This window comes from Velocimicrobium porci, from assembly GCF_009696045.1.
Taxonomy (GTDB): Bacteria; Bacillota; Clostridia; order Lachnospirales; family Lachnospiraceae; genus Velocimicrobium; species Velocimicrobium porci.
The window spans coordinates 55,421-70,362 of the sequence record NZ_VUMT01000012.1 but is presented as its reverse complement, the minus strand read 5'-3'; the positions used below and the strand labels follow the sequence as shown (position 1 = coordinate 70,362).

The 14,942-nt window shown below is 34.2% G+C and carries 15 protein-coding genes; all 15 read left to right on the top strand.

Going from position 1 to position 14,942, the window contains the following annotated elements; genetic code table 11:
* Positions 1-6: 6 nt before the first annotated feature.
* Positions 7-1,098 carry a BMP family ABC transporter substrate-binding protein gene (locus FYJ58_RS09170; protein ID WP_154519438.1) on the top strand — a complete coding sequence of 364 codons (1,092 nt, stop codon included), beginning with the start codon at positions 7-9 and terminating at the stop codon, positions 1,096-1,098.
* 40 nt (positions 1,099-1,138) lie between these two features.
* Positions 1,139-2,677 carry an ABC transporter ATP-binding protein gene (locus FYJ58_RS09165; RefSeq protein WP_154519437.1) on the top strand — a complete coding sequence of 513 codons (1,539 nt, stop codon included), beginning with the start codon at positions 1,139-1,141 and terminating at the stop codon, positions 2,675-2,677.
* Positions 2,670-3,791 (top strand): ABC transporter permease, encoded by a 1,122-nt coding sequence (locus FYJ58_RS09160; protein ID WP_154519436.1) that lies wholly within the window; start codon positions 2,670-2,672, stop codon positions 3,789-3,791. The genes FYJ58_RS09165 and FYJ58_RS09160 overlap by 8 nt, the downstream gene beginning before the upstream one ends.
* Positions 3,784-4,701, top strand: a complete 918-nt coding sequence (locus FYJ58_RS09155) for an ABC transporter permease (RefSeq protein ID WP_154519435.1) — start codon at positions 3,784-3,786, stop codon at positions 4,699-4,701. Before FYJ58_RS09160 ends, FYJ58_RS09155 begins: the two co-directional genes overlap by 8 nt.
* Before the next feature lie 170 nt (positions 4,702-4,871).
* On the top strand, positions 4,872-5,537 hold the full coding sequence (gene deoC / locus FYJ58_RS09150; protein ID WP_154519434.1) for a deoxyribose-phosphate aldolase: 666 nt from the start codon (positions 4,872-4,874) through the stop codon (positions 5,535-5,537).
* A gap of 9 nt (positions 5,538-5,546) precedes the next feature.
* Positions 5,547-5,972 carry a cytidine deaminase gene (gene cdd / locus FYJ58_RS09145; RefSeq protein WP_154519433.1) on the top strand — a complete coding sequence of 142 codons (426 nt, stop codon included), beginning with the start codon at positions 5,547-5,549 and terminating at the stop codon, positions 5,970-5,972.
* Between the two features lie 148 nt (positions 5,973-6,120).
* Entirely contained in the window at positions 6,121-6,786 is a 666-nt protein-coding gene (locus FYJ58_RS09140; RefSeq protein WP_154519432.1) for a TIGR01906 family membrane protein, read from the top strand.
* Positions 6,787-6,796: 10 nt separating this feature from the next.
* The gene (gene ybaK / locus FYJ58_RS09135; RefSeq protein ID WP_154519431.1) at positions 6,797-7,291 is read left to right on the top strand and encodes a Cys-tRNA(Pro) deacylase; all 495 of its coding nucleotides are present in this window, start codon (positions 6,797-6,799) and stop codon (positions 7,289-7,291) included.
* Between the two features lie 73 nt (positions 7,292-7,364).
* Positions 7,365-10,019: an alanine--tRNA ligase gene (gene alaS / locus FYJ58_RS09130; protein WP_154519430.1), complete on the top strand. Its 2,655-nt coding sequence runs from the start codon at positions 7,365-7,367 to the stop codon at positions 10,017-10,019.
* Positions 10,020-10,181: 162 nt separating this feature from the next.
* Positions 10,182-10,655 (top strand): hypothetical protein, encoded by a 474-nt coding sequence (locus FYJ58_RS09125; protein ID WP_154519429.1) that lies wholly within the window; start codon positions 10,182-10,184, stop codon positions 10,653-10,655.
* Positions 10,656-10,765: 110 nt separating this feature from the next.
* Positions 10,766-10,939 carry a 30S ribosomal protein S21 gene (gene rpsU, locus FYJ58_RS09120; protein WP_058353154.1) on the top strand — a complete coding sequence of 58 codons (174 nt, stop codon included), beginning with the start codon at positions 10,766-10,768 and terminating at the stop codon, positions 10,937-10,939.
* 180 nt (positions 10,940-11,119) lie between these two features.
* A complete protein-coding gene (locus tag FYJ58_RS09115; RefSeq protein ID WP_154519428.1) occupies positions 11,120-11,398 on the top strand; it encodes a YabP/YqfC family sporulation protein in 279 nt (92 codons plus the stop codon).
* A gap of 31 nt (positions 11,399-11,429) precedes the next feature.
* Entirely contained in the window at positions 11,430-12,680 is a 1,251-nt protein-coding gene (locus FYJ58_RS09110) for a sporulation protein YqfD (RefSeq protein WP_205839216.1), read from the top strand.
* Complete coding sequence (locus FYJ58_RS09105) at positions 12,655-13,659, top strand: PhoH family protein (protein ID WP_154519426.1); 1,005 nt, start codon at positions 12,655-12,657, stop codon at positions 13,657-13,659. Before FYJ58_RS09110 ends, FYJ58_RS09105 begins: the two co-directional genes overlap by 26 nt.
* 17 nt (positions 13,660-13,676) lie before the next feature.
* Positions 13,677-14,933 carry an HDIG domain-containing metalloprotein gene (locus tag FYJ58_RS09100; protein ID WP_154519425.1) on the top strand — a complete coding sequence of 419 codons (1,257 nt, stop codon included), beginning with the start codon at positions 13,677-13,679 and terminating at the stop codon, positions 14,931-14,933.
* The last annotated feature ends 9 nt before the right edge of the window (positions 14,934-14,942 follow it).

Here is a 14,942-nt window from a genome sequence, read left to right as displayed (position 1 = left end):
AAAATTATGAGAAAGAAAATGTTGGCATTGTTAATGGTAATGGCATTGGGAACAGCAACTTTAGTTGGCTGTGGTGGTAATTCCAATAGCGGTGATTCAAATGATGCAAAAACAGAGCAAGATGCAAACAAAGAGGATACAGAGGGAGAAGATTCTAAGGAAAAAGATTTCTCTGTAAGTATGGTAACAGACGTAGGTGGTGTTAATGACCAGTCCTTTAACCAATCTGCTTGGGAAGGTTTACAGGAATTTAAGAAGAAAACAGGTGCAGAAGTAAGTTACTTAGAGTCTACACAGGAATCTGATTACTCTCCAAACTTAGACAAACAAGTAGAAGAAGGAAAAGATTTAGTATGGGGTATTGGCTTTGCTATGGCTGATGCTGTAAAAGAATCTGCTGAAATGAACCCAGAAGTACACTATGCAATTATTGATAATGCATATGAAGAAACTCCAGAAAACTTAACAGGTGTTGTATTTAACGCTCAGGATCCATCTTTCATGGTTGGTTACGTAGCAGCTCTTTCTACAAAAGAAGACAAAGTTGGTTTTGTAGGTGGTATGCATAGTGCTGTTATTGATCAGTTTGAATATGGTTACCGTGCAGGTGTTGCATATGGTGCAAAAGAATTAAAAAAAGATATTGAAGTTAAGGTTCAATATGCAGAAAGCTTCTCTGATTCTGCTAAAGGAAAAGCAATTGCAACAAAAATGTACTCTGATGGATGTGATATTGTATTCCACGCTGCTGGTAATGTAGGTACAGGTGTTATTGAAGCTGCAAAAGAAGCTGGTAAATTTGCAATCGGTGTAGACCGTGACCAATCTGACTTAGCTCCAGAAAATGTATTAACATCTGCTTTAAAACTTGTAAACGTTGCTATCGAATTAGTTTCCGAAAAAGCTATGAATGGTGAAGAAATTGGTGGAAAAACATATACATTCGGTTTAGCTGAAGGTGCTGTAGGCATTCCAGAAAACAATCCTAACATGGATAAAGAGGTTTATGAAAAAACTATGGCAATCAAAGACAAAATTGCTAATAAAGAAATTACACCTCCATACAATGAAGAAACATTTAATGACTTTGCTCTTTAAGAGCAAAGCCATTAAATCTAGAAAGGGGTAAAAGTCCAAGATGAATGAGATTAGTAAAGAATATGCAGTTCAGATGCGGGGAATAACAAAGCGTTTTGGTAAATTTACAGCATTAAATAACGTGCATGTTGATATTAAAAAAGGTACAGTTCATGCTATCCTAGGTGAGAATGGTGCAGGAAAAAGTACATTAATGAACGTATTATACGGTTTATACCAGGCGGAAGAGGGAGAAATTTACCTATATGGTGAAAAGGTAAATATTAAAAATCCAAATGTGGCAATTGCACACGATATTGGAATGGTGCATCAGCACTTTATGTTAGTTGAGAATTTTACAGTAACTCAGAATATTATATTGGGAACAGAGGTTACAAATGGTGCTGGCATTTTAAATATGAAAGAAGCCAGAAAAAAAGTAATGGATATTGTAGAGCGTTATGGTCTTACAGTAGATCCTGATGCGAAAATTGAAGATATTTCAGTAGGAATGCAGCAAAGAGTTGAAATTTTGAAAGCTCTTTATCGTGGAGCAGATATTTTAATTTTAGACGAGCCAACAGCCGTTTTAACTCCACAGGAAATTAGTGAATTAATTAATATTATGCAAAACTTAATTAAAGATGGTAAAACAATTATTATCATTACTCATAAGTTAAAAGAAATTAAACAATCAGCTAATGAATGTAGTATCATTCGTCGAGGCGAATATATTGATACCGTAGATGTTGAAAATGTTACAGAGGAAGAATTAGCTTCCATGATGGTTGGTCATCAGGTTAATTTAGTAGTAGAAAAAGATGAAGCAAAACCAAAAGATGTAGTATTTGAGATTAAAGATTTAGTTGTTAAAAATGAAAGAAATTTAGATGCAGTAAAAGGTCTTAACCTTCAAGTGAGAAAAGGTGAAATCGTAGGTATTGCCGGAATTGACGGAAATGGACAGAAAGAGTTAATTGAGGCAATTACTAATTTGACTAAATCAGCTGCAGGAACGATTAAAATAAATGGAACTGAAATACAGAACACTTCTCCTAAGTATACAATTGAAAATAAGATTGCAACGATTCATGAAGATAGACATAAGAGGGGACTTGTTTTAGACTTTTCCGTAGCAGAAAATGCTATTATTGAAAATTATCATAAGGAACCATATTCTAAAAAAGGATTCTTGCATTTTGATAAGATGATTGAACAGACAAAGAAATTAATTAAGGATTATGATGTACGTCCGGTTGGATGCGAAAATTTACCGGTTCGTGGTCTTTCAGGTGGTAACCAGCAAAAGATTATCGTTGGAAGAGAAGTAAGTAATGATCCAGATTTATTAATTGCTGTTCAGCCTACAAGAGGTCTTGATGTTGGTGCAATTGAATATGTACACAAGACATTAGTTCGCGAACGAGATAAAGGAAAAGCAATCTTATTAGTATCTTTAGAATTGGATGAAGTTATGAATGTTGCAGATACAATTGCAGTTATTTATGATGGAAAGATTGTATCTACATTCAAGCAGGGCGAGAAAGATGAGAATGAAATTGGATTGCTAATGGCAGGAGGTACAAATAAAAATGAATAAAGCATCGAAAATATTAAAAAAGCCAATTACATCCACTGTGATTGCTGTTTTGTTTGGATTCATTGTAGCGGCTTTTGTATTGCTGATTGCTGGCTGTAATCCAATTGAGGCATTTGGAATTTTATTCCGTAGCGTATTTTCAAAGCCAAAATACGTTGCTAACGTAATTATTAAAGCAACACCTATTATTTTGACTGGTGTTAGTATTGCTTTTGCATTTAAGGTTGGTTTATTTAACATTGGCGCAGAAGGACAGTTTGTTATGGGTACTGTTGTTGCAACAATTGTTGGTATTTGTCTTGACTTGCCACCAGTATTACAATTCCCAGTTGTGTTACTTTCTGGTATGGTAGCAGGAGCACTTTTTGGTGGATTTGTGGGATTTTTAAAAGCTAAGTTTGGTATTCATGAGGTTATCACAAGTATTATGTTAAACTGGATTGCATTTTATTTCTGTAACTTCATTGCGGCAACAAAAACATTTCACCAGCCAAATACAAATGGTACTTATCCAATTAATGCTTCTGGTCTTGATTTTATCTTTAACTGGAAAAAGTCAGAGGCAGGAAGAGAAGTTGTCATCAACAATGAATTCTTAAGAGAAGCAGTTGGTAAAACAGATATGAATATTGGTTTTATATTTGCAATTGCAGCAGCAATTATTATTGCAATTCTTTTAAAGAAAACTACAAAGGGTTATGAGCTTCGTGCAGTTGGTTTTAATCAATATGCAGCTGAATTTGCAGGAATTAATGTTAGAAAGAATATTATTCATGCGATGGTAATCGCAGGTGCAATTGCTGGTCTTGCAGGTGCACTACAGATTACAGGTGTAGCTCAGAAAATCTCTACATTAGGAGCATTCGAAAACTATGGATTTAATGGTATGAGTGTTGCCTTAATTGCTAATAGTTCACCAATTGGAAGTATTTTTGCGGGATTATTATTTGCAGCATTAATCTATGGTGGTGGTTCTATTCAGTCTGAAATTGGAGCTCCATCAGAGGTAATTAACATTATGATTGGTACAATCGTATTCTTTGTTGCATTGTCAAAAGTAATTCCAGTCTTAGCTGATAAATTAGAGAAAAAAGAGGTGAAAAAGGATGCTTAATACGATTACTTTATTTATAGGAATTACATTAATGTATTCCACACCACTTGTATTTGGTGGTCTGGGTGGTATGATATCAGAACGTTCAGGTGTTGTTAATATTGGTATTGAAGGTATGATGACAGTAGGAGCTGCAGTTGCTGTAGTAGCTGGAATCGGTACTGGCAATCCATGGCTTGCATTTTTAGCAGCTGGTTTAGCAGGTGGGCTTGTTGCGTTACTTCACGCATTTGCTTCTATAACATGTAAGGCAGATCAGACAATCTCCGGTATTGCAATTAACTTAATGGGAGCAGGTATCGCATTATTCCTTTGCCGTCTTGTATTTAATGCAATTAATACACCATCTGTTGAAAATAAGCTTCCAAAATTATTTAAAGCTTCTTCTTTGAGTGGTGCAGCTGCAAACTTAAATGTAGACTGGACAACTATAATCGCGTTAATCGCTACAGTTATTATGTGGTTTGTATTATACAAAACAAAATGGGGACTTCGTGTTCGTGCAGTAGGTGAGCATCCGGCAGCAGCCGATACATTAGGAATTAATGTTGCATTAGTTCGTTATGTATGTGTTATTATTTCTGGAATTTTATCTGGATTTGGTGGTGCTTCCGTAACACTTGCAATTATTTCTCACTTTGCACCAACAGCAATTAGTGGTCAGGGATTTATCGCTTTGGCAGCTGTTATTTTTGGTAAGTGGACACCACACGGTGTATATGGTGCCTGTCTGTTATTTGGTGCGGCTCAGGCAATTGCAATTATCTTAGGTGGTGGAAGCTTTGCAGTTCCTTCCCAGATTTTATCTATGTTGCCATATGTAATTACGATTATTGTATTAATCCTATTTGTAGGTCGTTCCGTTGCACCTAAGGCAGACGGTGAACCTTATGAAAAAGGTGCTAGATAAGATTTATTAAAAGTTTGTGTTTCAAAGATGGCATGTATGTAAGGTTGAAAGAAAGGAAAGTATAGCTCTGGCTTTTTCTTTCAACCTTTTTTCACCCTAAAATTGAAAAATAAGGGAACAAAAATATCAAATATTAAAAAATGAAAATAGAAAGGATAATAGGTAAAGAAATGAGAGAAGAAGATATTCTAAAAACAGTGGATCACACATTATTACTACAGGGAAGTACATGGGAACAGATTAAAGTAATCTGTGATGATGCAATGGCATATAAGACAGCATCTGTGTGTATTCCACCAAGTTTTGTAAAGCGTGCAAAAGACTATGTTGGTGATAAAATGGCTGTATGTACCGTAATTGGGTTCCCAAATGGTTATAATACAACAGAAGTAAAAGTATTTGAAACAAAAAATGCGATTGAAAATGGAGCCGATGAAATTGATATGGTTATTAATATCGGTGCATTAAAAGATAAAGATTATGCTTTTGTAGAAGATGAAATTCGTCAAATCAAACAGGCATGTGGCGACAAAATTTTAAAGGTTATTATTGAAACATGTCTTCTTACAGAAGAAGAAAAAGTTAAAATGTGCGAATTAGTAACAAATGCAGGAGCAGATTTTATTAAAACATCAACAGGATTCTCTACTGCGGGAGCTACATTTGATGATATTAAGCTTTTCTCTGAACATATTGGAGAAAATGTAAAAATGAAAGCTGCAGGTGGTATCAGTTCTTTAGATGATGCAGAAAAATTTATCGAACTTGGTGCTTCTCGTCTGGGAACAAGCCGTATTATTAAATTGATGAAAAATGAGGAAGCGAAAGGATATTAATAAGAAGATATGATAAGCGAGAATAAAGAATTATTAAAAGAAATGATTCAATCAGCAATTAACATGCTTGCATATTCTTATACACCTTATTCTAATTTTAAAGTTGCTGCGGCACTGCATAGTAAAAACGGAACAATTTATACCGGCTGCAACATAGAAAATGCTGCTTACACACCTACGAATTGTGCAGAGAGAACTGCTTTTTTTAAGGCGGTAAGTGAGGGTGTAAAAGAATTTGACGGCATTGTAATTGTTGGAGGTAAAGATGGAAAATTAGAGGATTACTGTCCTCCATGTGGAGTATGTCGTCAGGTTATGATGGAATTTTGTAATCCAAAAACATTTCAAGTTATTTTGGCTAAATCTGTAGATGAATATAAGGTTTATACACTAGAAGAAATTCTTCCAATGGGATTTGGTCCATCGAATTTATAATAGAAAAAGATACGAAATAAGAAGTTGTTTCGTATCTTTTTCTATTATAGACTTTTCGATTGGAACAAAAAGGGGTATAATAGATTGAAAAATATGGCAAGCTTTTAAAAAGTGATTTTTTAGACAGTGAAGAAAAAGGAGAAGTTTCTTGAAGCAAAAATGTTCCATAATTTTTGAATTTATTACTACTGTGCTGGGATTTGTTTTTTTTGTCGCGGTTGCAGTTACGATAACATTACATTTCCGACCACTTTATTATTATGATATTAAAGCTTTGCATATTGCAGAGCAAACGGGATTGTCAGAGCAACTCATTCGGGCAAATTATGACGTATTAATTGATTATAATTCAATTTTGGGAAGTGATGTACTTCAATTTCCTGACTTTTTTATGTCGAAATCAGGGAAAATTCATTTTATGGAAGTGAAAAAAATCTTTTTAATGATAAAGTGGCTCGGAATAGTATCATTTATTCCATTTTTGTGTTTTGGAAGATATTTAATGAGCAAACAATCCTATCGTTTTTTAAAATGGCTTTCCATTTTAGGTATTGGCTTTCCAGTAGTATTTGGAATTTTAATTGGCGTGAATTGGGAAAAAATGTTTGTTCAATTTCATCAATTGCTTTTTCAAAACGATTATTGGCTGTTTGATCCGATGACAGATCCTATTATTACGATTCTTCCTGATGAATTTTTTTATCAGTGTGCGGGGCTGATTATTAGCATTTTTATATTACAAAGCTGTATTGCCGGCATTTTATACCGAAACTATAGGATACAAAGGAAAAAAGAAAATTATTTGCAATATTAGGAGTGATAAGATGGCAAAGAATAAAGAAGTAAAAACAAATGCAATGCGTTTATTAGATAAAAAGAAAATAACATATGAAACATTTACGTATGAATGTGATGAATTTATTGATGCAATACACATTGCGGATTTATTAGAGTTGCCTTATGAAAAGGTTTATAAGACACTTGTGACAAAAGGAGTAGGGAATGAATATTATGTGTTTGTTTTGCCAATTCAAAAAGAATTGAATTTGAAAAAGGCTGCAAAGTTGGCCGGGGAAAAATCATTATCTATGGTTCATGTAAAAGATATTAATAAAATAACAGGTTATATCAGGGGAGGATGTACTGCGATTGGAATGAAAAAGCAGTATAAAACATGGATTGATGAAAGTGCGGAATCCCTATCATGGATGATTGTAAGTGGTGGGAAATTAGGAGTCCAAATAAAATTGCAGCCAAAGGATTTAAGGGAGGCGGCAAATGCGGTGTTTGCAGATATTACAATGGAATCAACAGATTAGCGTTGACAAAAGCAGACAAACCCATTTATAATAAATAATTAGTGATATTATACCTTTAGGAGGGCAATGATAGATGAAAAAATACGGTGTGAACGAACTTCGTAAAATGTATTTGGACTTTTTTGAAAGCAAAGAACATTTGGTGTTGAATAGTTTTTCTTTAGTTCCACATAACGATAAAAGTTTGTTATTGATTAATGCAGGAATGGCACCTTTAAAGCCATATTTTACAGGACAGGAGATTCCTCCAAAAACAAGAGTTGCAACTTGTCAGAAGTGTATTCGTACAGGAGATATTGAGAATGTAGGTAAGACAGCCAGACATCTTACTTTTTTTGAAATGCTTGGTAACTTTTCATTTGGAGATTATTTTAAAAGGGAAGCAATTCATTGGTCTTGGGAATTTTTGACAAAAGTAGTCGGATTAGAAGAAGAACGCCTTTATCCATCTATTTATGAAGACGATGAGGAAGCATTTGATATTTGGACAAAAGAAATTGGTGTTCCGGCTGAAAAAATTACTCGTTTTGGAAGAGATGAAAACGGAGATTGTGATAACTTTTGGGAACATGGTGCAGGGCCTTGCGGACCTTGTTCAGAAATTTATTATGACCGCGGTTTAAGCTATGGTTGTGGAAGCCCTGACTGTAAGGTGGGTTGTGACTGTGACCGCTTTATGGAAGTATGGAATAATGTATTTACTCAATTTGAGAGTGATGGAAACCGTCATTATACGGAGTTAAAACAGAAAAATATTGATACCGGAATGGGCTTAGAGCGTTTGGCTGTTGTAGTACAAGATGTACATTCGGTATTTGACATTGATACAATGAAAGCAATCCGTGATCGAATTTGTGAACTTGCCGGCGTAACTTATCAGGAAGATGAAACAAAGGATGTATCAATTCGTTTGATTACAGACCATATTCGTTCTGTAACATTTATGACTTCAGATGGTATTATTCCATCGAATGAAGGAAGAGGATATGTACTTAGAAGATTGTTACGAAGAGCTGCACGTCACGGAAGATTATTGGGAATTGATGGCTTATTCCTTGCAAAACTTTGTGAAACAGTAATTGAAGAATCGAAGGATGGTTATCCAGAGTTAGAAGAGAAGAAAGAATATATTCTGAAAGTTTTAACAAACGAAGAGGAAAAATTCAATAAGACAATTGACCAAGGTTTATCCATTTTAAATGAGATGATTGAGAACTGCAAAAAGAATCAGATAAAGACACTAAGCGGAAAAGATACATTTAAACTGTATGATACTTATGGATTCCCAATTGATTTAACAAAAGAAATTTTGGAAGAAAAAGGATTTTCTATTGACGAGGAGGGATTCCATGCGGCAATGGAAGAACAGAGAAATAAAGCAAGAGATGCAAGAGAAACAACAAACTATATGGGAGCAGATGTTACGGTTTATCAGTCCATTGACCCTAAGATTACAAGCAAGTTTGTAGGTTATGATCGTCTTATTCATGATTCCAAAATCAGTGTTTTAACGACTTCAGATGAATTAGTTGAGGCATTGACAGATGGACAGGCTGGAACAATTATTGTAGATGAAACACCATTTTATGCAACAATGGGTGGTCAGCAGGCAGATGTTGGTATAATCACAGCGGATGGAAGTGAATTCAAAGTAGAGGATACCATTCATTTACAAGGTGGAAAGATTGGTCACGTTGGAACGGTTGTAAAAGGAATGTTTAAAGTAGGAGATACTGTTACTTTGTCCGTTTGTGAGGCAAACAGAGTAAATACCGGAAAGAATCACAGTGCAACACACCTTCTTCAGAAAGCACTTAGAACTGTATTAGGAACCCATGTAGAACAGGCCGGTTCTTATGTAGATGCGGACCGTTTACGTTTTGACTTTACGCATTTTTCAGCTATGACAAAAGAAGAACTTGCGAAAGTAGAAGCAATTGTAAATGAGGAAATTGCTCATAGTCTTCCTGTAATAACAGAAGAAATGACTTTAGAAGAAGCTAAGAAAACAGGAGCGATGGCATTATTTGGAGAAAAATATGGCGATAAAGTTCGTGTTGTAAAAATGGGTGATTTCAGTGTTGAACTTTGTGGTGGTACTCATGTGCCAAATACAAGTGCAATTACAGCGTTTAAAATTGTATCAGAAAGTGGTATTGCAGCAGGTGTAAGAAGAATTGAAGCATTGACAGGAGCTGGTGTTTTTGCATATTATAATGAGCTAGAAGAAGAACTTACGAATGCTTCGAAAGCAGCAAAAGCAGAACCTCAGAATCTTGCAAAGAAAATTGAAGCAATGCAAGAGGAAATCAAAGCATTACAGTCAGAAAATCAAAAGCTAAAAGATAAATTAGCAAAAGATGCACTTGGCGATGTAATGGATCAGGTTATTTCCGTTAAAGAAGTATCTGTATTGGCTACAAAAGTAGATGATGTTGACATGAACGGACTTCGCACACTAGGAGATCAATTGAAAGAAAAAATCGGGGAGGGAGTTGTTGTCCTAGCTTCTGCAAAAGATGGAAAAGTAAGCCTTCTTGCAATGGCAACAGATGACGCTATGAAAAAAGGTGTTCATGCAGGAAACTTAATTAAAGAGATTGCTTCACTAGTTGGAGGTGGCGGCGGTGGTCGTCCGAATATGGCACAGGCTGGCGGAAAGAATCCTGCCGGTATTGATGCGGCAATTGAAAAAGTAAAAGAAGTAGTAGAAGTTCAAGTAAAATAGTAGTTTCTTTATATAAAATAAACTCCCTGAATCATTTGATTTTTGGGAGTTTATTTTTGTAGCATTGGCAAATTGTAAAAGTGAGATAAAAGGAGTGGGCAATTGTATTTATTTCTAATGTGTAACGAAAAGTATTTTGTTAAACGAAAGGTATGGTTTTATATGAATCAAATAAAAAAGTTATTATCTTATAAAATATCCATGATTATTTTTATACTTACTTCTTTGGTTTTGTTTGTTCTGTTTCTTATTATGTGTAAACTATGGGAAAATACAGAACCTTCTAAGGACATAAAAGGTTTTTACCAAGCCAGGACAGAAATTAATGATTTTTATTCTGCAAATTTTGACGGAGAAAATTATGAAATCTACTATTTTAAAGATAAAGATGACAGTACTTATAAATTAGTATTGACAAGCGGGATTTATGAAAAGCATAAAGATAATGTCTATTTATTAAAAGACGGAGAAAAAAGATTTATGATAACATTGTTACATAATAAGTTTTATTTACAAATTCCAAAAGATGAAGAACCGATGAACCAAAACATGGATACAGTATTAGAATTTAGAACAATTGGTGACAGGATTCCTACAACGATTAACGTTAATGGAATGAAAGTGAAAAAGTTATAAAAAAGACTTGACATAGAGCCTTCGACATTCTATAATCTAAATAGTGCTAAAAATACCCAAACAGTTGTATAAGCACAATACACAACTGGAGGGAGGTAAGGTGTGAGACTATGTCAAATGTTATCGTAAAAGAGAACGAAACGTTAGATAGCGCACTTCGCAGATTTAAGAGAAATTGTGCGAAAGCTGGTATCCAACAAGAGATTCGTAAAAGAGAGCATTATGAGAAGCCAAGTGTAAGACGTAAGAAAAAATCAGAGGCTGCTCGTAAGCGTAAATTCTAGTTGAAAAACTTAATTTAATTTGTGCAAGATAAAGGGTGGAACAATTTGTTTCACCCTCTATGTTATAAGAAATCGAATAATTAGCAATCGCAAATGGACAAATTTTGCGGTTGTTTTTTTGTATCCAAATAATTCAGTCATCATATAATAGTAATAGTATCAAATTTTCTGGAGGCAACTATGAATTCAAAAACCCAGGCACATATGGAATCGCTATCCAGTAGTATAAAGCTGCCATCTGACATTTTGGCAGGAGCACCTATCCTTACGATGACCGGTCAGACAGAACTTTGTATTGAAAATTATAAAGGTATCATAGAATATACAGGTGACCTTTTACGAATACAGACAAAAATAGGAAGAATACATATTATAGGGAAAAATTTAATTATCCGCTATTATACCGAAGACGAAATGAAAGTCAGTGGATGGATTGAACATATTGATTACTGCTGTTGAGCGGAAAATAGCAGTGGTTAGGGGGATACGCTTGTTAGATTATTTTATAAAATGGTACTATGGATATTTATTTGTACGAATTAGAGGAAATTCTCCGGAACGTTTTATTAATCTTTGCAGAAGCCGCGATATTTTAATTTGGAATATTAAAAAATGTGAAGAAGGATATGAATTCCTCATTCGTGTGGATCATTTTAAAGAGCTTCGTTACATAGCAAAAAAAACAAAAACAAGACCATATATAAGAAGACGAAAAGGGTTTCCATTTTACGTAAAAAAACTATGGGAAAGAAAGGGATTATGCGTTGGGGTAACAGCATTTTTTTTCCTTTTATATTTTCTGTCTACTTTTATATGGGACATTCAGTTTTCGGGACAATATACTTACACATCCGAAACATTAATGAAATTTTTGCAAGAAATAGATGTCTATGCAGGAATGCAGAAAAAAAATTTGGATTGCCCGGCAATCGAAACAGCGATTCGGGAAAAGTATACAGATATTGGGTGGGTATCTGCCGAGCGAAAAGGGACAAAGCTTTTGATTCGTATAAAAGAAACCAAAATGCCTACTCTATATGAGGAGAGAAAAACACCGGTTCATATAAAGGCTCCTTGTGATGGAGTTATCACATCGATTGTTACAAGAAAAGGAACTCCTAAAGTAAAAAAAGGTGACAAGGTAAAAAAAGGGGATATTTTAATTTCCGGTGTCGTGGAAATAATGGGAGATAATCAATTATTGGTGAACAAAGAGGCGGTTCCGGCTGATGGAGATGTTATGATTGAAACAACAATTCCTTATGCAAATCAGTTTCCAAGGAAACATCTTAAAAAGCTCTATACAGGAAAAGAACAGATAGAATATCGCTTTACTTTTCATAAAAATCAAATAACCTTAATGAATCCAATTAATTTTTTGAATAAGATACAAAAATATGATATATTAGCAGAAAAGAAACAAATTCATTTGAATCATTCGTTGGTTTTTCCGATTGAAATGGAAAGAATAGCGAAGCGGGAATATAAAAACGGGATTGCAATATATACAGATAAAGGGGCAAAAAAGCTTGCGAAGAAGCAACTTTCTTATTTTGTAGAAAAATTAATGGAAAAAGGGGTGTTAATTAAAGAAAATAATGTTAAAATAATAGTGGACAAAACAAACTGTATTTCAGAAGGAAATTTAAAAGTGGAAAAAAGAGCAGATTTGTTTTGTACTGTAAAAGAAGACGAGTGGAGGTTTGCATTACCAGATGAGCATAGTGGAGACAACAATTGATATACCGGCAGAACATGAAAAAAATATATTTGGTCAATTTGATTCGTTTATTAAAATTATTGAAAAAACTTTGAATGTTACGGTTGTAGCACGAAATGGAGAAATAAAGATAATTGGAGGACAGCAAAATATAACAAAGGCAAAGAGTGTTTTTGTTCAATTAACAGAGCTTTCAAAACGAGGCAATACAATAACAGAACAAAACGTGAATTATGCCTTATCTTTATGTTTGGAAGAAAAGGAAGAGGCAATTTTAGAAATTGACTCGGATTTAATCTGTCATACAATTCAAGGAAGAGCGATTAAACCAAAAACATTAGGACAGAAAAATTATGTGGATCAGATTCGAAAAAAAATGATTGTATTTGGAATTGGTCCTGCAGGAACAGGTAAAACGTATCTTGCGATGGCAATGGCAATTACTGCATTTAAAAATGGTGAAGTAGGAAAAATTATTTTAACAAGACCTGCGATTGAAGCGGGAGAGAAACTTGGATTTTTACCCGGAGATTTGCAAAGCAAGGTAGATCCCTATTTAAGACCATTATATGATGCTTTATATCAAATTATGGGTCCTGACAGTTACATGAAAAATGCAGAAAAAGGGTTAATTGAGGTTGCACCTTTGGCTTACATGAGAGGAAGAACGTTAGATAATGCTTTTATTATTTTAGATGAGGCACAAAATACGACACCGGCTCAGATGAAAATGTTCTTGACGCGTATTGGCTTTGGATCAAAAGTGGTAGTTACGGGGGACTTGACACAAAAAGATTTGCCAAGTGGAACGAAATCAGGGTTAGAACAGGCTGTAAAAGTGTTAAATAAAATTGACGATATAGGCTTTTCTTATTTGACAAATCAGGATGTTGTAAGGCATCCGTTAGTACAAAAGATTGTAAAGGCATATGATGCTTATGAAACGAGAATGAGTCGAACAGAAAGGGGAGGAAGAGAAAGAAAAAATCGAAGAAGCTGACAAAGGATAGATAATTTATGAAAGAGAAAAAAATGTTATTTAGAAAAAAGAAGGAAACTCTAATAGGAGTAATTTTATTATTAGCAACAATATTAGGTGGATTTGTTGCTAATAATTTATTTCCTCAAAAAGCAAATAGTTTGAGAAAATCATTTGCAATGACGATATTAATGGTTTTAATTGTCTGGTTTGGAATTGATATTGATGAGTTTCGCTTAATTGATGAAAAACAAAAACAACAGCTGTTTGTAGCTTCTTATTTTTTGTCACTTTGTTTTTCCATCGCCTCTGGAGCAGTACCTGTATATAATTTATGGATGGTAGGGGGTGCGTGGATTGCTGCATATTTAAATCTCTATTTGGGTTTGGCGATACAGTTTATTTTTACATATTTCGTTTGTAGTTTAAACCGGTATACAATTGAAGAATTTTTATTTTATTTTATTTTAGGTGCGGTTATATGTTTATTAGGTAAATACTGTGACAAAAGGATAACTTTTATTTATGTTACAATTATTACTGTTTCTTGCAATATTATATTGTTATTTGTCGCTAATAATTTTGTTTTTCATGACTCTATGAATACAAATACATTTTATTCAGTTGGAACAACAGTTCTTGTGACCGTTTCTATATTCCTTGGCTTTCGTTATGGAACAAAGTATATGGAATGGGAAGAAAGTAAAATTGGATTGGAAAAAATGGATGGCGATATGCTAGGAAATGCTAGGAGTTCAACAGAAGATATATATCCAAAAATTTTATCGGAAGATTTTGAATTACTAAAACAGTTAAGAGAACGTTCAACTGTGCTTTATGGCCATTCTTTAAAAATAGCAGAGCTATCTTCAGGTGCTGCCCGGTTGATTGGATGTAATCAAGAGGTTGCAAGGGCTGGTGGACTATACCATGAAATTGGAAAATTAAAGGGAAAAGATTATGTGGAAGAGGGAGTTTTACTCACAAAAGAGTATCATTTTCCAAAAGAAGTTGTAGATGTTATAAAACAGCATAATTCAAAGATTGAGAAACCAAAGTCAAAAGAGGCAGCAGTAGTTATGCTGGCGGAGAGTGTGGTTTCTACCATTCATTACTTTGAGTATGAAAAGAAAAAGGCATCAAAAGAAGGACGGGAATTGAAAGAACAGCCGGTTAATAAAATTGTTTCTAATATTATGGATATTCGGTTTACAAAAGGAGCATTAGATGAATCGGGGATTTCAATTTCTGAGTTTAATAAGTTAAAACAATATTTTATAGAATCTTTATTTTAAAGGAGAACG